The 20,804-nt window shown below is 51.8% G+C and carries 8 protein-coding genes and 4 riboswitches; all 8 genes read left to right on the forward strand.

The window, feature by feature from the left end; translation table 11 throughout:
* Positions 1 to 147 precede the first annotated feature (147 nt).
* The 8 genes from ABFC84_12525 to ABFC84_12560 all read left to right on the forward strand — a co-directional run bounded on the left by ABFC84_12525 (position 148) and on the right by ABFC84_12560 (position 20,802).
* Entirely contained in the window at positions 148 to 5,616 is a 5,469-nt protein-coding gene (locus ABFC84_12525; protein ID MEN6413560.1) for a TonB-dependent receptor, read from the forward strand.
* A gap of 138 nt (positions 5,617 to 5,754) precedes the next feature.
* Positions 5,755 to 14,667: a hypothetical protein gene (locus tag ABFC84_12530; GenBank protein MEN6413561.1), complete on the forward strand. Its 8,913-nt coding sequence runs from the start codon at positions 5,755 to 5,757 to the stop codon at positions 14,665 to 14,667.
* Positions 14,668 to 14,848: 181 nt separating this feature from the next.
* Positions 14,849 to 15,277 carry an OmpH family outer membrane protein gene (locus ABFC84_12535; GenBank protein ID MEN6413562.1) on the forward strand — a complete coding sequence of 143 codons (429 nt, stop codon included), beginning with the start codon at positions 14,849 to 14,851 and terminating at the stop codon, positions 15,275 to 15,277.
* Between the two features lie 88 nt (positions 15,278 to 15,365).
* Positions 15,366 to 15,830 carry a YbjN domain-containing protein gene (locus ABFC84_12540; GenBank protein ID MEN6413563.1) on the forward strand — a complete coding sequence of 155 codons (465 nt, stop codon included), beginning with the start codon at positions 15,366 to 15,368 and terminating at the stop codon, positions 15,828 to 15,830.
* Between the two features lie 569 nt (positions 15,831 to 16,399).
* Positions 16,400 to 16,583: riboswitch (cobalamin riboswitch) on the forward strand.
* A 255-nt stretch (positions 16,584 to 16,838) separates the two neighbouring features.
* Positions 16,839 to 17,378: a hypothetical protein gene (locus ABFC84_12545; GenBank protein ID MEN6413564.1), complete on the forward strand. Its 540-nt coding sequence runs from the start codon at positions 16,839 to 16,841 to the stop codon at positions 17,376 to 17,378.
* Positions 17,379 to 17,523: 145 nt separating this feature from the next.
* Positions 17,524 to 17,708: riboswitch (cobalamin riboswitch) on the forward strand.
* Between the two features lie 200 nt (positions 17,709 to 17,908).
* A riboswitch (cobalamin riboswitch) is annotated at positions 17,909 to 18,084 on the forward strand.
* Positions 18,085 to 18,196: 112 nt separating this feature from the next.
* Positions 18,197 to 18,346: a hypothetical protein gene (locus tag ABFC84_12550; GenBank protein MEN6413565.1), complete on the forward strand. Its 150-nt coding sequence runs from the start codon at positions 18,197 to 18,199 to the stop codon at positions 18,344 to 18,346.
* Positions 18,347 to 18,531: riboswitch (cobalamin riboswitch) on the forward strand.
* A gap of 265 nt (positions 18,532 to 18,796) precedes the next feature.
* Positions 18,797 to 19,222: an OmpH family outer membrane protein gene (locus ABFC84_12555; GenBank protein ID MEN6413566.1), complete on the forward strand. Its 426-nt coding sequence runs from the start codon at positions 18,797 to 18,799 to the stop codon at positions 19,220 to 19,222.
* A 194-nt stretch (positions 19,223 to 19,416) separates the two neighbouring features.
* Positions 19,417 to 20,802, forward strand: a complete 1,386-nt coding sequence (locus tag ABFC84_12560) for a hypothetical protein (protein ID MEN6413567.1) — start codon at positions 19,417 to 19,419, stop codon at positions 20,800 to 20,802.
* The last annotated feature ends 2 nt before the right edge of the window (positions 20,803 to 20,804 follow it).

Genomic DNA, 20,804 nt, shown 5'->3' on the forward strand with positions numbered 1-20,804 from the left:
AGAAACAAAAGCAGCCAAGCTGGCATGAAAAATGCTGCGAATCGATGCGAATAGAAAGGATGCTGCCATAAAGTGAGACATATTAAGCAAAAGAAAACCCGGATCAAAACAGCTGGAAAAGTATTATCAGCAGCAATGCTCATGTCAATGAGCTGTATTTTTTGCACAGACTGGTCGGGAATGGCGTATGCCGCTGAAAATCCGCCTTCGACTATCAATCAAGGGGTTGCGATGGAAGCTACGGGGGTGGAGCATTACACCCGCGATTACTATGACTATAGTCAGCACACATCTTATGCTTACGGCGACGAAAATACCTTTTTGGGTTATCAGAACCGGGATTCGGTAAAAAATACGGTGACTCCCATATTGCGGTCCATTAATTTATTTGATATTTCCGACGGCAATTTTTTGTATTACCGGCATGAAGACGACATGGATGAAAATTACAGCGCTGCTTTGGGAAACAGAACGTACCGGAAGATTTTCTGGGGCGACAACGCCGCCAACATCAGGACCTACCCGGACAGAAACGCTACGGCGGCGACCAATGCCTTAGTTGGCAGGTTTACCGACGCTAAGGGAAATTACGTGTATAAAGTTTTGGGCACAGTCAATTCGGCGGATGACGCGATCGAAAGCTCCGCGTTTAAAATGTATGTCAATCAAACCGTATTTTCCAGTCTGGATCTGCAGGAAAAGCTGTATGCGATGATCGGCAGCGGCAACAAGCAGGCTTTGCGCAATTTTATTGACAAATACATTCCTCATTATTATCTTGTGACGCTTACCGATAACGAGTTAGCGGCTTACCAGAATCTAAAGATGGACGGCTCCTATTTTGCCGACAATTCTCTCTCCGTAACCCAATTGTTCATCGACAATAATGCCAGCCGCAATCTCCAGGAGATTACGGCGGATACAGAGTTCTGGTGGGGACAGGATATGCTGACGAAAGGGTCGGAGGACAAGACGACTCATACCTACGATTCGGTCAAGGTTGACAGCGGCGCCCGCTGGACGCCTTTAGACCGGACGGTTTCCATGGAAGGGCCTGATTTGCAGGGAACCTATGCATTTGCACAGGCTTGGGGAACCGGCACGCAGGGAACCATGGAAGAAAAGGATATGAAGCTGCCGCCGGTACATGGTGCTGATGGCGATCTGTCGACCTCTTATGACGGCGTGATCAGTCCGATTCCGACCGGCAGCCAAACGGCCATTACCGTGAAAGACCTGACACTGGGCGATAACAGCACCGTCGATCTGAGCTATGCCAATACGGTTTTCGGACGTTTGGCCGGTACCTGGGATCCCGGCCAAAGCGGCACGTATCAGGGTTCGTATACGGATGCGGACGGGAAAGTGAAGCAGGTTTCCGTATCGGCGGGCCGGACACTGTTTGCGGATACCGCTGTTTTAGGCAAAGATGTCACCTTTCGGCTGGGAATTTATGGAGTAAACACTACAAATTCAGATTATCCTTCGGCGAGTCCTTACGACAGCGTGTACCTTATGAATGCCAAGCAGGCCACGCCGGGGCAGACTGACACCGTTCATATCCAGCTGGGCTGGGTGCCGGGAATCGGCCAGAGCTTATACGGCGCGGTGGCTTTCGCCAGCCCTTATACCACAACGTATACCAATTCCGGGGTCTGGCAAATGACGAATCCGAAACTTCTGGGAATTTATCAAGGCAGTGGCAATTTCACTGTCGTGGCCGACACCTCTTATGCCGACGGCATCGACAATATTTATCAAATTACGCCGGATATCGGGAGAATCGATAATTATTTTGCGACAAAAGACAGTCAGCGCCTTTTTCTGCAGAATATCAATAACGCCTATATCGCCCAGCCGGATAAACAGATAGCCAAATATACGGTTGTTACCGCCATGCCGGACGGAACGCCGCTGCCTACCGATCAAGGCCAGCTGACGGAGGCGCAGAAACTGTACCTGATCAAATCAGGCGTCTTATACGGCGAGTGGCTGGGAAACACAGGATCGGTTTGGTATCTGAAAGGCTATACCTATGTCAATACAGGCGAGATCGGGGAATCGGGAAAAGAGGCGGTCGATCAGGCGACGGCGATGCAGAATCTTTGGCGGGAACAGTATACCAATATGTTCCGGCGCACAGAAGATCTTCACGCCCGGTACAGGCAGTCGGCAGACCGGACAACCCCGGCGCCGGCGGCGGAGATGGATGGCCGGGAAAATGTATGGGCTTCCGCCTGGCACGGGCGGTTTGAAAGTTCTTCGGATTACGGCCGATCGGTAAGCCAGAGCTATAATGGACTGCAGGTAGGATATGATAAGCTGCTGAACAAGGAAATGTATGGCGGTAAGGTTTATACAGGATTATACGTCGCCAAGCTGGATTCGTCCGCCAGCACCGAGCACGGCAAAGGAGACCCGGAAGGAACTGCATTGGGAATATACGGCTCATGGGTAGGCGACAGCGGACGCTATTTTGATATGGGAATCACCGCGGCCCGGCTTGAGGATAAATACCATTTCACAGGACCACTGCAGAGTGGAACACTCGGAACCGTTAGCGGCGACTATAGTACCTGGGCCTACGGACTGGGTATGAAGTACGGCAAAAGAAATGAGAAGGATGCGGCCTGGACGGATCCGCATGTGTCTATGTTTATCGGACATATGGACGACGCAGCTTACAAATTAGACAACGGACTTAAGATTGGCTCTCAAGGCTGGGATTCGGCTACAGGCAGCGCCGGTATCACGGTCGGGAAAAAACTGAATAGCAAAGGCCAGGTTTGGGCCGGCGCCGCCGTAAATCATGAATTTGCCGGCGGACAGAAAATACAGCAGAGCTTTGATAATACCGCAGGCTGGTCGAAAGATCTTCGCAATCCGGAGTACCGCTACACCGCTGAATGGTCTCAGCTGGCAGGCAGGACAGGAGGCGGCGACACCTGGTATGAACTTAGCGCGGGCGGCGATATACAACTGACGCATGACAGCCGCTTTCATGCTGAGTACGCCCGCGATATCGGGAAGCGCGAGGGCAATAGCTGGAATCTTTCCGGCCGCTTGGATGTTGCCTGGGCAGGGTTCGGCAGCGGCAACGATCAGAAAAAAGATCAGACCCGGAGCGTCATTGCACCGGCAAGATCAGAAAAAAATAAAACAACTTCTTTATCTGCGGTGAACAAGGCTAGCGCATCTGCGGCGGGAAAAAATACTGCGCCGATAAAAAATATTCAACTGCCCAGACTGGCGCCGGCGCCGCAAGAGCAAGCGGCACAACAGGCCGACACCGGTACTAGAGCGATAGGCAGTGACAGCGAAGCAGAACAGGCAGTAAGCGGCAATAAAAGTACGGCGATAACAGGGAGTCAAAGCGATTTACCGGCTTCGGCGGAAAGTGGACAGACGCAGCAAAGCGCACCGGCAGATGTATCCTCCTCTGAAAACGATGCTGTTTCTTTTTCGCTGCCCGAAACGATAGTGGAGGCCCGGCGACTGGGCTGGGAACAGACTCTTTCTCCCGGTCAGGTTTCCGTTATCTACCCGAAGCAGTTTGAAGGGGAGCAAAAAGAGCTGCCGGAATTGCTGGATCGGATTCCGGGACTTTTTATTGATCGGCAGAACGGCCAGGGCCATTATACTACGGCCCGGATCAGAGGGTCCCAGTCCACTCAGGTCGATGTTTACGTAGACGGCGTGAAGATGAACCTTAACGGGGACGCAGCGGTCAACCTCTCGGCCATTCCGGCGGATAACATTGAGCGGATTGAAGTGTACCGCGGCTATGTGCCGGCGCGGTTTGCGGGAGCGCCGATCGGCGGTGTCATCAACATTGTCACCAAGAAACCGAACAGCGGACATGGCAATGTATTGATCGGAACAAGGTCTTTCGGCGGCTGGAACAATCAATATGAATACAGCATGCCTCTGGGGAACGGAAGCCTGCTGGCGACATTTTCCCGGGAAGTTTGGGATGGAGATTATCCGGTGAAAGCCCCTGATCCGGAGACGTGGAAAATCCATAAACAGCCGGTTTCCTACGAGCGAACGAGCAATGATCTTAACAACAGCAACGGCATGATCAAATGGCAGGATGACCATTGGATGCTGAAAACGGCCTGGAAAAATCTTCATGAGGGGCTGGCCACAAGTTTATCCACCGGAATCAACAGCACCTATAATTGGGACGGGTTCAAGCTGGGCTTTACCGATGCCTATCAGAACCTGAACTATCATGAATTCTATGTCGGCCGGCATGACGATTTCAACAAATTGATGGTGGACTGGCATATTGCCTATATGGACAGCAATAAGCATTATCGCAATACCGGCGCAATGAAAATGATCAATTGGCCGGTGTGGCCGCCCAACGACTGGGGAAACTGGGGTCATTATCAACCGACGGAAGGAAGTTACATGCCCGGCCAGCTGTGGGGCGATTACCACTCGAAAAAGTGGAATGCCAATTTTACTTTTTCTTACAATTTGTGGGATACGCATTTGCTGGAGCTAAATACCGATATGAGTTGGGACGATATGAATGTCAATGCCAGCGGCCAGGACGCCTCCCAGGAAAGGCTGGATTACAACTCCAGTACCGGCGGAACGCCGTGGCGTCAGCTCCTGCGGAATTATCACAATCGGGATTATCATGTGATCCTTCAGGATACAATGAAGCTGGATAATGCCGGCAGTTTGAAACTGACATCGATCGGACGGGCCGATAAAGTGATCATGCAGGGGCTGGGTCCGGTCGGCGGTAACGATGACCGCTGGATGTATTCCAGCGGCACGGCGCTGCAGAAAAAGTTCAACGATAACTGGGATATAAAGACTTCCTGGGGAACATATCAGCGGCATCCGAATTTCTATGAACTGTTTGGCGACGGGGCGTCTATTTTCCAAAGCGGCTTTGTCGCCTATGAAGACGCCCAGGGATATAAGAACGGGACCTGGGAAACAGGAACGCAGTTTGATTTCGGCGTGGAACATTTAGGCAAGATGGGCAGCGCCGATACCCAGACGATTCTTACCTGGTTCCAGCGAAAAGCGAATAACCAGCTTGTTTTGTGGGGCTGCCGGAGACCGGATGCCAACTGGATGCTCTATATTCCCACCGGTCTGGTCGAGACCCACGGCATCGAACTGACCCATAACATGAAATGGAAGCGGGTAGGACTGTCGCTGGCCGGAACCTGGGAAACGGCACGCGGCGGCGGCGGAAAATTCGGCGACGGAAATAATTTCTATGTCAGTGCCGGTTCCAAGTCTTTTGTGCCGGAATGGGTCTGGAGCGCACGGCTTGATTATACTTTCCCGGGAGACCGCCTGAGCATTTTCAGCGAATATCACTACCGCGGTTCGGAAATTGTGGCCGGGGAAGGTTCGGCCGACATGAAGCAGAGTTATGCCATCGCCAAAGATTCTTACGCTACCGTGGATTTGGGAATGAAATACAGGTTTAAACCGGGAATCATGCTGACGGCGGGAGTTAACGACATTGCCAACAGGGGCTATAATGTGTGGGCCCACTATGTGAATTATTCGCAGACAGCTGCCTTGGATTATCCGCTGATGGGCCGCAATTATTATGTCACGATGCAATATAGCTTCTGATGGCCTCTCTGACATTTTTGACAGCAGAGCTATATCAATCGGTTATTAATATTATATCAAGCAATTATTTATATAATATTAAATCGATTTTTATATAAGGGAAATAATTGGGAATTTTTTTAATGGGGAGGAAGCAAAGTGAGTTACGAGAAAAGGTTTAAGAAGCGCTGGAGAAAAAAGCTGTCCGCCGCAATCGCGGTGAGCCTGCTGTGCGGAGGCTTGTCAGCGGCGCCTGCGCTGGCCGCCGATTATACTGCCACGCTTACGGGCGATGCAGGCAAGGACACCCAGTACACGCTTGTACGACAGGCGGACGGCAATTATACGTTTACCGATGACAGTACCATCTACGCCAATCAGGATACGGTAAGCAATCTGATTAATAACAGTCTCGGCACCGTCGGCGCGGGAATTTACGCCGGCAGCAGCTATAATGTCGACGCCGGCAGCCATGTGCTGAATATCACCGCTGATTTTGATAAGACTAAAACCACCGGTGTAAATAATATGCACTCCGATGCGATTTACATTGCGGATAATCAAAAGCTTACCCTGTCGGCGAAAGAAATCAATCTCCTTGCCAAAGTGACCAATAACGGCAGCATCCTGTGGAACGGCGACGAAGCCACGGGAATTCGGGCCGGGACAGGCAGTACGACGGTGATTAACGGGGATGTTTCCATCCAGACGGCATCCAATGCCGGCAACGGGGCCTTTGGCATTTACGCCAATAAAAACGCCTCCGTTACGGTGAACGGAAATTATACCGCCAAAGCCGCCGACGGGAGTGTCGGCATCGCTTCAGTGAAGAAAAAGGGATCGCCGATTTATGCCGCTGCCGGATCTTCCGTCACGATCAACGGCGGCGTGGATTTTGTTTCGGAACCTAAATACGGTTACAATTATATGTATGTTGATGCCGATGATGGCGGCAAGGTGACAATTGATCACGGTAAAATGGTGTATCAGGTGGATCCCGCTGTTTCCTACACGCCCAATGCGGTGTGTTTGGGAAACGGCGCCGTCTTTTCCCTGGGCATGGACAGCAGCCTGCAGAATGCCAACGGACGGGATGTGGTCCTCAACGGCGATATTGTAAGCTATAATTTCGGAACCGGGAAAAGCACCGTGAATCTGGGGCTGGGCAGCAGCAATTCCGTATTTACCGGGTTATTTCAGATGGCGTCTACCGATACGACCAATCTGTTCCTTTCCGATGGGGGAACCTGGATCAGAAAAGCCTTTGGCACCGAAAAATCCACGGGGACTCTGACCAGGCTGGCCGGCGGCAGCGACGCATCCCATGCCGGCATCGTCGATCAGAATAACGAAGATCTGACGATTAATCAATACAGCGGCGATACCGTTTTTGTCTATAACCATACCAAGGACGGGACCGGATCGGCCACCATCGACGGCGGCCGGGTGTTCATCGAATCGGCGGCGGCGGGCTCCCACGTGACCATGTACACCGACCGCACCGGTATCAATACCGATAGCTACGATGTCTATAAAAATGTGCTGGAAGGGCTGGCCAACAAGCTGTTTTACGACGGCTTCTGGCAGGGCGAAAACAATCTGAGCGGGACGGTAACCATTGCCGACGGATTGACGGCACCCAGTATTACCCGTACGGGAACTATCCACTTTGACCCCAATGACGGGCAGGGCAGTTTTCTGATTACCGATTTCGGGGCAAGCTCGCAGACGAAAAGCGCCTTTACCACGACCATGACCGGTTTAAAGAATCAGGACAGCGAATATGTGGACAGCGGCGTTAGGAAACGAAGCGAGTACCGGTTTACCGAAGACACTTCCATTACCGTGGACGACGGCGATGCGGCTGTTCTTTCCACAACGGTTAATCCGGAACTGAGCGGCAAGAGCGTGGTGGCGGGGATCCGCAATACGGCCACGGACGACGATCATCTGACAGTCACGCTGCCAAAAACAAAAAACCTGACGATTAACGCCACAGCCACCGGCACGGATGGAATTGCGATTGGCCTGTATAACGGGCCGCTGCAGACAACCACTATTACCGCCGGCAAAATTACTATTAACAGTACTGCTCAGAATGGAACCGCTTACGGACTCTATTATGATGATACAGTTTATAGAAATAATACGGCGATCAGTGCGGATATGGTGATCAATGTGCAGGGAGGCGGCAAAGATTCTGCCGGGATTAAAATGGTAGGGCAGCAGCTTACTATCAACGGAACGGTTGATATCAAAGTCAAAGACGCGGTAGCAATCCGGGCGGGTTCTCCCGATGGGGCAAGAAGTACGGTATCGTTGTCAGGCGGTAATATTATTGCGGAAAATTCCTCCGATGGGACCATGGGAGTTGCCGTTGATGTTGGTTCCAACAATGCCCAGGTAGTCATAGGAAATCGTGACACACCGCAAAAAGTCAATTTACAAGGAGCGGTCAGCGCAGCTCAAGGTCAAACTTTTTGTTTATGGCTGGGTACACAGGACTCCGTTTTTCATGGCAAGGTTTACGGAGATGGAAGTAAAAACATTACTCTTACGAACGGTGCCACCTGGATTAACGAGGCCTATGCGCCGACGCCGACAGGTTACACGGATACCGGCGTAACCAAGCTCAGCACGCTGTATGGTAGCTCGACTTCCGATACGCGCGGCTACCTGTATCAGAAGGACAGCGATCCCATTAATGTTACTGGCTGGTTTGGCAACGTTAAAGGGGATTTGTCAGATGGGTATCTGACCGTTATTTATGATCATGATAAAACCGATCCGACAAAAATCAGCGGCGGCGGCCTCTCCCTGGCGAAAGGGAGCCATAGAGGAAAAAGCATTTGGTGGAGTAGTGGAGAACTTACAATGCGCACGGACAGCGACGGCATTGATGTCACCAATAAGACCGTGACCGACGCGGTGATGGACGCTTTGGCGCAGAAGCTGACGTATTTGGATTATACTGATGGGTATAGGGAAGTAAAAGGCTACGCGGAAATCGGCGAAGGACTGACCACCGCCGCCGTCACCGGACGGATCAAATTCGACCCGACGACAGGGCAGGGTTATTATTATGCCCGGCCGGTAGCACCGTCCGATCAGCAGACGACTTTATTTGATACGACCATTTACGGCACCGATCAGATCGACACGCAATATGTCGAGGAAGGAGTGCTGAAGGCCTCGGGCCAGTATGTCTTTACCAAAGACAGCAGTTATATTACGGTAAAGGATGACGATGCCGTAGCCGGGGACGCCAGCAAGGTCGGCGGCAAGACGCCGGTAGCGGCCATTTTCGCCCACGATAATACCGTCGGGATCGATGCGACCTACCGGAACTTAGCCTTGAGTGCGACCAGCACCGGCACCGATAAGACTTCCGTCGGCGTCTATGCCGGCGGCAGTGCATCCGCTACCCAGTTTGCCACTGTTCAGGCCGATCGGCTTACGATTAATGCCGCAGCGGATGGGAGTGCCGCCGGGATTTACGCGGAAAACGGCGGGAATGTCGCCGTGACAGGCAATACCGATATTTTTGCGCAGTCGTCCGGCAATGATTACGGCATTTATGCGGGCGGCAATACCTCTACGGACAACAAAAACAGCAGCTCTGTCAGCATAACCGGCGATGTAACCATCCGTACAGGCGATAATTCCACAGGAACGCTGACCGGGATCTCGGCCCAGAGCGGCACGAAGGTCAGCCTGACCGGCAACACGACGGTTACCGTGAAAAACGGTACGGCGATGGAAAATAACGGTGGTACGGTTACGCTGACCGCCGGTACGCTGCAAGCCGTGAAAGCCGATAGCTCCTTCGGCACGGCTGTGTCCGCCAAAGCGGGAAATACGTATCTGGGCATGAACAGCACCAATAACGGCGCCGGTACCGGGAAACTCGCAATCAGCGGGATGATTGACGCCTCAGCCACCGGCAACGTCTATCTGGGGCTGGGGACGAGCGATTCCGTCTTTACGGGGATTGTCAACACGACCGCCAATTCCAGCCGGGTCAGGATGTATTTGAACGGTGGCACCTGGGATAACGAGGTTTCGTCCGGGACAACCATGCCGAGCGGATATGCGGGAGCAACCGTGTATCAGCTCTACGGAGGGGCGGATGCGGCCCATGCCGGGGTTATTATTCAGAAAGACACCAATCCTTTGACAATTCGGAATTATAAAGGCGGCTACACCACTGTTCTCTATGCCCATGAAGCAACGACACCGACCACGATTCTCGGCGGCGCGGTCAAAATCAACAATGCTCTTGACGGATCCTACATTACATTGCGTACCGATAATCAAGGCATTACTGCCGGGAATTCCGACACGATCAATGCGGTGCTGAACGCGCTGGCGGGCAAGCTCTACTGCAATACCAATTATGTCGGCAATCTCACCGGCACGGTGCAGATCGCCGAAGGTTTGACCGCAGCCAGCGCTTCCAAATATACGGGGAATATCTCCTTTGATAACAACGGCTGGGGCTATTACCAATATACATCCGGGGGCGGGACGACGACCCAGCAAAAAGATTATTTCACCGCCGCGATCACCGGTGATCCGGCAACAGATACCGCGTATACGGCCGACCATGTACTGAACAGCGGGACGTACGGCTTTACGTTGAATAGAACGAGCGTGGCTGTAACGGGCGGCGCGGCGGTCAATGCGGCGCAGCATGATGTTACGGTCGACGCGACCGGCAAGGCTCTGAGCCTGAAGGGCGATATGGGAGGAATATCGGCGGCAGCGGGCAAAACCGTCGCCGTGACGGCCGGAACTCTTGCTGTTGACGGCGGCACGGGAGCCGGCATCGCCGGCGCCGGGACAGTCACGCTCAGCAGCGATAATGACATCGCCGTCGCCGGCAGCACCGGTATCGATACCAGCGGCACGGTTACGATTAACGGCAGCGCCGCTGTCACCGGCAGCGCCGGAACCGGCATCAGCACCAGCGGCACGGGCAGCGTGACCGTGGGCGGCGGCACCGTTACCGGGAAAGTAGCGGCCAACGGCGGCAGTATCCGGATCGGCGACGCTGCCGGCAGCTATACGGCGGCGATTACCGGCGATATCAGCGCGGCGGACGGGGCGGCGGTGACCGCCTACCTCTGGGGCAGTGACTCCGGGGTGACGGGCAATGTAAGCGGCGCCGGGGCGGTGGATCTGGAACTGAAGAACGGCGCAGTCTGGACCGGTCAGAGCAGCAGCAGTAACCTGCAGCTGGGGTTGAGCAACAACGGCACCTGGAAGAATACGGGTGTTAGTACTGTGAAAACGCTGACAGGCGACAAAGGCATCATCGACATGACAGGTAAAGACGCCGGGAACGTAACGATTGGCAGCTACAGCGGCACGGAGACGGCGTGGTATAACCATGATCAGACAACGCCGACGACCATTCTCGGGGGCAATCTCACCATCGGCAGCGCGGCTGCTTCAGCGGCGATTACGCTAAGAACGGATGCTACGGGGCTCAATGTCAGTTCGACGGCTGTGGCGGATAAGAAGCTGGTGAACGATACCTTAAACGCCATGGCAGGCAAACTTTACTACACCGCATCTACAAGCGGCGAACAAAATCTTTCCGGCACGGTGGAAATTGCCGAAGCCTTGACATCACAGTCAGCCAGCAAGAGCGGCGCAATTGATTTCACGGCGAACGGACAGGGCGAATACACTCCGGGCGGCAAGGAAGAACAATCCCAGGACAGCTTTGCGACGGCGATTACCGGTGACGGAACAACCGATACGGAATATGTCAACGCCCATGTATGGAAAGAATTGTCCTATAAGTTCACGAAAAGCGCGACAACCGTTGCGGTAACCGGCAAGTCGGCGGTGAATGCGGCATCACAAGATGTATTGATCGACGCCGGCAGCAACGCGCTGAGCCTGAAGAGCGATACGGCCGGTATTTCGGCCGGGCAGGACAAGACGGTAACCGTAACGGCGGGTACTCTTGCCATTGATGCCGGCGGCGGCACCGGCATCGCCGCTTTGGGGAACGTCACGGTCAACGGTACCGCGAATATAACGGCGGGAACGAACGGGACGGCAATCCGGACAGTTGGTCTGGGCAGCGTGGCCCTGAGCGACGGGACGATCAGCGGGAAGCTGGACGCCGCCGGCGGCACGATCAGCCTCAATGCGGGCAACAGCAGCAAAGCAGTGGTGATGAACGGCGACGTGGGTACGACTGCCGGCGCCACGGTCACCGCAAACCTGAACGGGAGCAGTTCCGCTCTGACCGGCAGCGTGAGCGGCACCGGCAGCACGAACCTGAACCTGAGCAACGGCGCAGCCTGGACCGGCAATGCCAGCGGCACCGGCGCTGTGGACGCGGAATTGAGCAGCAACTCGGTCTGGAGCGGTCAGAGCACCGGAGGCAATCTGACATTAGGACTGAACGCCAGTACCTGGAACAATACGGGCGCCAGCAGCGTGAACAGCCTGAAAGGGACTGCGGCTGTCGTGGACATGACGAACAGCGCAGCCGGGGCAGTGAATATCGGCAGCTACAGCGGCGATACAACCTTCATCTATAAGCATGCCGCCGGAGCGAATTACCAGACGACGGTATCCGGCGGCGACGTGACCATCGGCAGTGCCGCGGCGGGCAGCAAGGTAACAATGCAGACTGACAGCGACGGCGTGCTGATGAATGACGAAGACAGCATCAATTCGGTACTGAACGCCCTTGCCGGCAAGCTGTATTACACAGCGTATACGACAGGTGAAAAGAATCTGTCGGGGTATGTAAAGATTGCCGAGGGACTGACGGCAAGCTCCGCTGTAAAACAGACCGGCAGCATCGCCTTCAGCGATACTACCGGCCAGGGAAGCCTGCAAAACGGGAGCGTGACCCCGGGACCGCAATATCCGGCAGGGCAGACCACGGATACCTTCACACAGGCCATGACCGGCGATGCCCATGCCGACAAAATCTATCTGCAGGCGGGAGTATTGAAAGACGGCACCTATACCCTGACGAAGAACCCGACAAGCATCACGGTCAGCGGCGCCAATGCGACGATTGACGGGCAGTCGGCTTCGGCGGCGATTGCCGCGGCAGCTAATGACGTAACAGTCAACGCGGCGGGAATGACACTGAATCTGGCGGGGACATCCGACGCGAGCACGGAAGGAGCCGGAATCTACGCGGCGAACGGTAAGACGGTGAGCGTGACGGCAGATACCGTGACACTGAATCCGGCCGGCACAGGCACGACGACGGGTATCGTGGCAGACGGCAATGTAACCATTGCCGGCAATGCGAATATAACGGCGGGAACCGGGATTGAAGCCGGACAGAACGGCAAGGTAACCATTAACGGCACTGCCAATATTACCGCGGCCGGGACAGCGGTATCCGCCGCCTCCGGGGCGACTGTGGCCCTGAGCGACGGTACCATTAAAGGGAATCTGGCAGCCGGCGGCGGCACGATTACCGTTAATGCGGCAAATACCAATAAAGCGGTCGCCATCACGGGCAATCTCGTGGCGAGCGGCGGCGGCAAGATCACCGTTACATTAAACGGCAATGGCTCTTCCCTGACGGGACAGGTAAAACACGACAGCGGCGATGTAACGCTGAATCTGTCGAACGGCGCGCTGTGGACAGTCCCCGGCGACAAGCTAATGCAGAGCAGACTGCTGGCCGCCGCCGCAACGGGGGGCACTTTAACCCTGAACGGCGGGACTAGCCAAGGCAGCGCCGGTTATGTGATGAATAATAGCAGTGCAGACCTGAAGATAGATAATTTCAGCGGACATATGGTTGTTATGTACGAACACAGCAATGACGGCAGCAGCGCTTCGGATTATACGGCAGGAAATACGGTGATTCAGCAGGCGGCTGCCGGATCAGGGATTACGCTTTCGACCGAGAGCGAAGGACTCGATATGTCCAGCAATGACACCATCTCCAAGACACTGGGTCTATTGACAAGCAAGCTGTATTACGCAAATGCAGCAAGCGACAAGAACCTGACCGGCAATGTACAGATTGCCGAGGGCTTGACAGTGTCCTCCGCAGCCAAACAAGTGGGTACCGTAAACTTTGAAAACACAACAGGACAGGGCAGTTACGCAAGCGGCAGCATAACCCCGGGAGTAGGTGCCGACATCGTCTATGGGCCGAAAGAAACGGCGATGATGCGAGGTGCCAAGAGTGCAATGACGACGTCGATGCTGACCTGGAGGGCAAACACATCAGATATGACGGAACGTCTTGGCGATCTGCGCTACGGTGCGGAAGAAGGTATTTGGGCACGTACTTTTGGCGGAAAAGTTAAGTACGATGCGAAGAATACCTACTTCAAAAATAGTTTCTGGGGAGTACAGATAGGTGCCGATCATAAGTTGAACTCCGGCTGGTATGTCGGCGGAGGAGTTGATTATATAGACGGCAACTCCAGCTATGAAATGGGCGGCAGCGGCGATCCTAAACTATATACAGCGAGTGTTTACGGAACGAAGCTAAATGCGGACGGACAGTATGTCGATATTGTTTTGAAAACGGGTCAGGTCAAGAATGATTATACGGTTTATAATGACATGGGCCATAAGCTGAAAGGAAATTATAACAGCTGGGGTACCGGATTGTCAGCTGAGTACGGAAAACGCTTTACCAAAGCCAACAGCTATATTGAACCGCAAATACAGATGACAGTCAGTCGTCTGAACGGAGCCGATTATAATGCCACCAGTGATTTCAGCGGCGGCAAGCAGATGCATGTATCCCAGGACGGCATGACAAGTTTGATCGGCCGACTTGGAATAACCGCCGGTAAGACTACGCAGCGGAGTAGTATGTATGCGAAATTAGGTTTGCTGCATGAATTTTCCGGTAATACCAAGAGTACCTTCAGCGCAGCAAACGAACCGACCAGTTCGATCGGCCAGAATTTTAAGGATACCTGGGCAGAACTGGCACTGGGAGGTACTTACCGTTTGAGCTCAGCCAGCATGATGTATGGAGATCTTGTGAAGAGCTTCGGCGGAGATTATAACTTGCAGTACAAGGTGAATGCCGGTATTCGCTTCACCTTCTGACAGTGATTGAAAATTAATATGGTTGCTGTGGATTTGCTGCATGTTTCATGCGGCAAATCCACAACATTAAATTTGAAATGGGGGTTAGCGTGGAAAACAATAAAACAGGTAGTAACAATAAAAATTGATCTGAAATTTATAGCAACAGCGGTAGCAACGAAGACAAAATGGAGGGTAAGAGATGAATATGAAAATAGGAAAAAGGATAAGAGTGCTGTTTCTCGCAGTCGCTGTTACGATGCTGGGAACAGTTAGTGAAGTCAGTGCTGCAGGTCAAGGGTATGTAAACATGAATGCGGTTATTACGGCTTCCCCTGATTTTCAGCAAGTAGGGAAAAGTATATTGGAGGAACAGGCACGGCTGCAGCAAGAGTTCAATGAAAAATCGAAAGAAATGACTGATCAGGAGAAAATGGAACTGAAAAAAACATTAAGTCAACAATTGGCCGAAACACAGCAGAAGCTGCTTCAGCCCGTTCAGGAAAAACTAAAACAAGCCATTAAAAACGCAGCAAAAGCAAAGGATATAGATTTTGTGGTGCCGTCGGAATCCGTATTGTATGGCGGAGTTGATTTGACAGCAGATGTACAGGCAAACATGAAAAAATAATGAAATCTTGCGTATGCGTGTCATTGCTATTTGTATGAAAAGAATATGACAGGGAAATATTTTTGAATTTTACAGGAGGATTTTTGCAATGAGTGAAAAAGAACAAGAAAATTCTGTGGCCGAAGAAAAAGTTCAGGCATTCCAAAAACATCTGACAGAAAATGAAATTAGTGGCTTTGATTTTAGGGATTTAGACAATGACATGCATGCCTATGTATTTCGCAGCAATCTTCCCATTCAGGGACAGAATCTTCCTTTTATGGTTCTTTTGGATGACAGCGTGTATACAATCATTCAGGTGCAGACAGCATCGAACATTGTGACAGCTGAGAAAAAACAGGAAATATGCTGTTATCTCAATGATTTGAATGAACGGTATCGTATGTTGAAATACCATGTGGATTCGACCGGCAGTCTTTTTCTTACCTGCTGCATTCCCGCCGGAACGCCTGACTTTGAACCAGCCTTAATCATTGCGATCTTAAATCAGATTCAAGGTCATTTGAATGATGTGTATCCGGAAATCATGGGGAAAATATGGAATAGAGGATAATTCTAAGCCCCCGGCTACGCAGCAGGAGACATACACCGGCGAGAGTTGCAGAAAAAATGGGTAAAGACGCAGGCTAAAGCAAGAATGTCGCCTGTGCGAGCCATAAAAACGGCTGATTGTTCTTATGCAATCAGCCGTTTTTATGGAATCGGGCTATAGCTTGTTTTAGCAGGCAGTTTAATTCCTTATATTGGGCGTTATGGTGAATAGAGAGTCTGCCCCAGGGCGGGATATGTTTGCCTGGAATAGAGGCGTTCTCATTGATACTCTGTGCAAATTTTTCAATCGATCAAGAAAAGCCGGTGCGAGATTGCTTCGTCGTACCTCCTCGCAACGACAAATCACCCGTTTTGTCATCGCGAGGAGCGACAGCGACGCGGCGATCTGTGGCTCCATATGGAGGTGCTATTGTTCAATTTGCGTCATAAAAATGCTGCAAATGGCAAGAAAGGAAATATTTCACAACATCCCTCATGTGAGGGATGTACAAAATAACTTTATTGGAATATTATTATAAGTAAAGCTATTTTTGTTAATTTTTCTACAAAAAGGTCGATAAAAAGTGAAAAATTTCATATAGTGATGCAGGTGCCCTTTGGGGCTTAATAGGGAAGCCGGTTGAAGACCGGCGCGGTCCCGCCACTGTAATGACGAGCGATCCTCAGAATGATGCCACTGGAACGAAAGTTTTGGGAAGGCCGGGGAAAGCGATGAATCAAAGCCAGGAGAACTGCCTGCAGGACAATCGCCGCTTGACCTACGAACGATGGGGAGGAGATTACGAAACTGCAAATAGGATTATTCCTTATAGGCAGATTGAGTATGCGCTCCCGGACCACCGGGAGCGTTTTGTCTTTCCCGGCGGGATTTCCCTATGACCCCATCGTGACAGACAGCCGGAGGAGTTGAAGCCTTTTTTCCCGGCAATATGCGGGTTTATACCGGCAGCTTAAAAAAATCTGCCAGAAGGCCGGTGAACAATTTTAGAAAACGGAGGAGCGGTCGGTAATGAGGCTAATGATAAATAAAAAAACAAAGCTTGGTTTCGTGGTTCTTGGCATGATTATTTGTTTAGCGGCTGCGGTTAGCGGCAGTCATTACAGCAGCCGGCCCGGCAAAGCGTTTACTTCCGAAAAAAGCGCTCTGATTTACCTGCAGTCTCAATGGGAAGCTTTAATCAAATCAACCGAGACAGCCTGGGATACGAGCTGGAATGCCTCTATCCGATCTAAGCCTTCCAATAAAGTAGTACGGCAGAAGCTGCAGCTGAGTTTGTCCGATTTGCGAAAAGCAGAAAAAGAATTGCGGCTCCTTTTTGAAAATCATTATTCCGAATTTTCTCCGGCTAAGCAAGCAGTATTAAAGCAGATTCTTGCCAATTCTTTAGCTGCCGTGCAGAAGAGAGAAGCGGCAATAGAAACAGTCCTAACGATTCAGGATGACAGCCGCTATCTTTTTGACATTATGAAGAATATGCCGGATATCAGTTTGCAAGCCGATAATTATCTTAAAGCTGCGTCAGAACAATGGGAGCTGCTGGAAAACTGAAGACAATGAGATGTGAAGCATGATTTGCGTCCCCTTGCTTTTAGAAGAAAATAGATAAAAGTGTCGAAAAAAGCAGAAGGAAAATGGTCGACATTATTAACCAATTATGCTAAAATTAACTAAACAAAGGAAATAAATGAAAAATAAATAGAATTTTGGTACAGGTGCCCGCAAGGGCCTAACAGAGAAGCCGGTGTAATTCCGGCACGGTCCCGCCACTGTAAGGGGGAGCAAAGCCATGATATGCCACTGGGAGCAAAGATTCCCGGGAAGGTTTGGCAAGAGCGATGATCCGGAGCCAGGAGAACTGCCTGTATGACAATCACCGTTGACCTGCGAGCGATAGGGAGGGGGATTTCGATGCAGTTATTGCATTTTATCCGGCGGATTTACCGGATTACAAGAAGCCTCTCTGGATTATCATCACAGGGAGGTTTCTTTTGTTTTATCCGCCAGGAAGCTGTCAGGCGGCCTAAGCCCGTGTAAGCTTGATGGCGGGCAGCTTCCTGATTGAAATAGCTGATTTTACAAAATTTCATACGAAATCAGGTATCCGGCATCAGGCCGGATTTAAAAGGGAAGTCCGGTGTGATTCCGGCGCTGTCTCGCAACTGTGAAGGAGAGCCATGTTTCTGCCAGCCTCTTACCAAGGAGAAATGCGGCGATGCTCCCAAGTCAGGGTACTGCCTGGTTTCCAGTGTTTCATCCGGCGATACGCCATATTTCCGCCGGATGAGACACTCACATCCGTACAGCCTGCGATGGACAGGTCTGGGACTAAGAACACTTGCAGGCAGAGGATAGCTTTGTGTTATAACATGGCTGCAGGTTTGTTAGGTGAAAAAATTCACCTAACAGCCAGAGTGGTTCTTGACCCGGCATTGGCAGCAGGCGGCTTTAGCAAAAAGGTAAAGCGTCGATTGTTCCGCCAGGACGGAATAGTCGGCGTTTTTTTTACTCGCGATTAACTGCATAGCGTTGGGATAGGTGCCCGAAAGGGCTTAATAGGGAAGCCGGTTGAAGGCCGGCGCGGTCCCGCCACTGTAACGGGGAGCGAATCCGCAAGGATGTGTCACTGAAGCGTACGCTTTGGGAAGGCGCGGGAGAGCGAAGAACCGGAGCCAGGAGAACTGCCTGTCTGACAATCACCGTTTGACCTGCGAGGTATGGGGAGGAGATTACGCGAAAATCAAGGACGGTTTCCGTCCGGACAGCGTAAGCACTCCCAACAAGGGAGCTTTTTTAATATATCAGAAAGTAATAAGGATCTTTTCACCAAGTGCTATGAGCCATGAGCCGAAAAGACCGTGCTAGCAGTTTTTCTTATTCACTCGTTTTATTCCCGGTTTAGCGGCGTACAAGCCGTACTTGTCCATAAGAACGCAAATCAATAACTATGCTGAGAAAGAGGAAATGGAATGAAAAAAATAACAGGAAGCTTTTCAGTACTGATCGCCGTATTTTTCCTATGGGGTATTCTGACCCCTGCGACGGCCCTGGCCGCCGCTGTCGGCTGTGTCGACCGGCAGCAGGTCTTCAGCAGCTACCCCGGCATCCAGGCTCTCATGCAGCAGATTCAGAGCCTGCGGGAAGCGGCGCAAAAGGACTACGACGACCGGGGCAAGGATCTGCCGGAGGCGGAGCGCAAAGCCCTGAACGACACCATCGCCCGGGAGGAAGCCCAGAAGGAAGACGAGCTGATGAACCCGGTGGGTGACAAAATCGAAGCGTCCATCAAGGCTGTGGCCGGGGAAAAGGGCTTGACCGTAATCATCGACGCAGGAATTGTGGTCTATGGCGGAGCCGGTATCACCGCCGATGTGATCGCTAAAGTAAAGCAATAAGCGGCGGCGACAGTATAACCTTAGCCTGTTCGTCCTGCCCGGACGCGGTAACGGCGCCCGGACAGGCTGCGATAGGAATTCTTCCAAGGAGGTGAGTTTTTTTCCCATGGACAGTAAGGAAGAGACCTCAGCAGCCGCCAGGCTGTTGATGGTCGCAAGGTAGGAAAAACAAAAATTAGGGAGAGGTGTTTAGAATGGCAAGCTCAACAGTAATCGCGACTTTTTACAATTTCGGAGAGACTTCTTTGGACAAAGGGCGGATACGCTTACTTACTTCTGATAGTACTAGCAGCCCGGCATATACTCCGGCACCTGGCAGCGGTACGAGTATTGACAATACGGATCTTATTGCTTTTTATTTCAACGGTGGAAATAACTCAGGCTTACGAGTTCTGGTAGTGGAAAGAGAGTATGACAGCAGTTATAATCAGTTGCCTTGCTACATTTCCGTATACAATCCAAGCTCTTGGACTGCTACAGTAGCAAGAGATAACAACTATACTTATAGTGGTACCAGCCAAAAAATACTGAATGTGTATGGTATCCTGTCGCCGAGTGGCGGTACTTTTTACGGCACAGACTATTCTACCGGCCGAGTTTTCAAGATGACGCACAGCATCAGCGGTTCTACCGAATCGTTGTCTCTTGCCAGCGATTACTATCCATTTGCGGCGACGGAAGCAGGCGCATCGGTTTATAGTGTAGCTCTCGCGCTGATTGACAGTTATCTTTATGCCATAGCCCAACAGTATACCAAGTCTGGCTCAGGGACTTCGCCGAGCGATTACACTTATTATGGCAGCATCATTGCCAAACTCAATCCAGCCAGCTTGGGTACGGCGGTTGCCACTACCGATGATGCGGCTCCGAACGCCTTTGATATTCAGGTATATGACGGCAATCTTTATGTAACGGCACTGGGCGGTCCGCAGTGGTATGGCGATCCCGATGATCCGTCAACAATCAAATGGAATTACGAATCGCGTATTCAAAAGGTCACGACAAGCCTTGTTGTTACCAATCTTGTCCGTCCGGCGGATGACACGGAAACCGGAAAAACCGATGATAAATTCGACATCCGCTCCCTGGCGATTCTTTCCGACGGAACGGCCTATATTTTGACCGGCTCCTATGACCAAAATTATTCGATGAACGGCCGTTTCTGGAAAACCACGATGGCAAAAATTAACGGGTTGAGCGATGGTTTGATAACAGATATTACAATTCCGGTTCCTAGACAAGTTGTACCGCCGATATCTTCGGCGTCTGGCTATTTGTGGGTAGCCTTGCCGGCGGATGATCTCAGCCGGGCTTGGGGGATGCTGGGTGATAATCTCGGGGTTTACGCAACGTCTCTTTCCGGCAGCACAATTGGTGCTGCTGCGGCCTCAGGTGGCGGATGGACCGCTGGTACTCCTTCCTTTAACGCTATTTCTCTGGCCGAGCCGGCTACAACATTTGCCAAAGAACTCACTGTGCGCACCTTGCGCGGCTACGTGCATCCGGTTATGGCCTCCGGCGAGGGTATTCCGACAGAAGAAAGAAAGAAATTTATTCAAGCTCATTTTGAAAAGAAATAATT

This window comes from Veillonellales bacterium, assembly GCA_039680175.1.
Classification (GTDB): Bacteria; Bacillota; Negativicutes; order JAAYSF01; family JAAYSF01; genus JBDKTO01.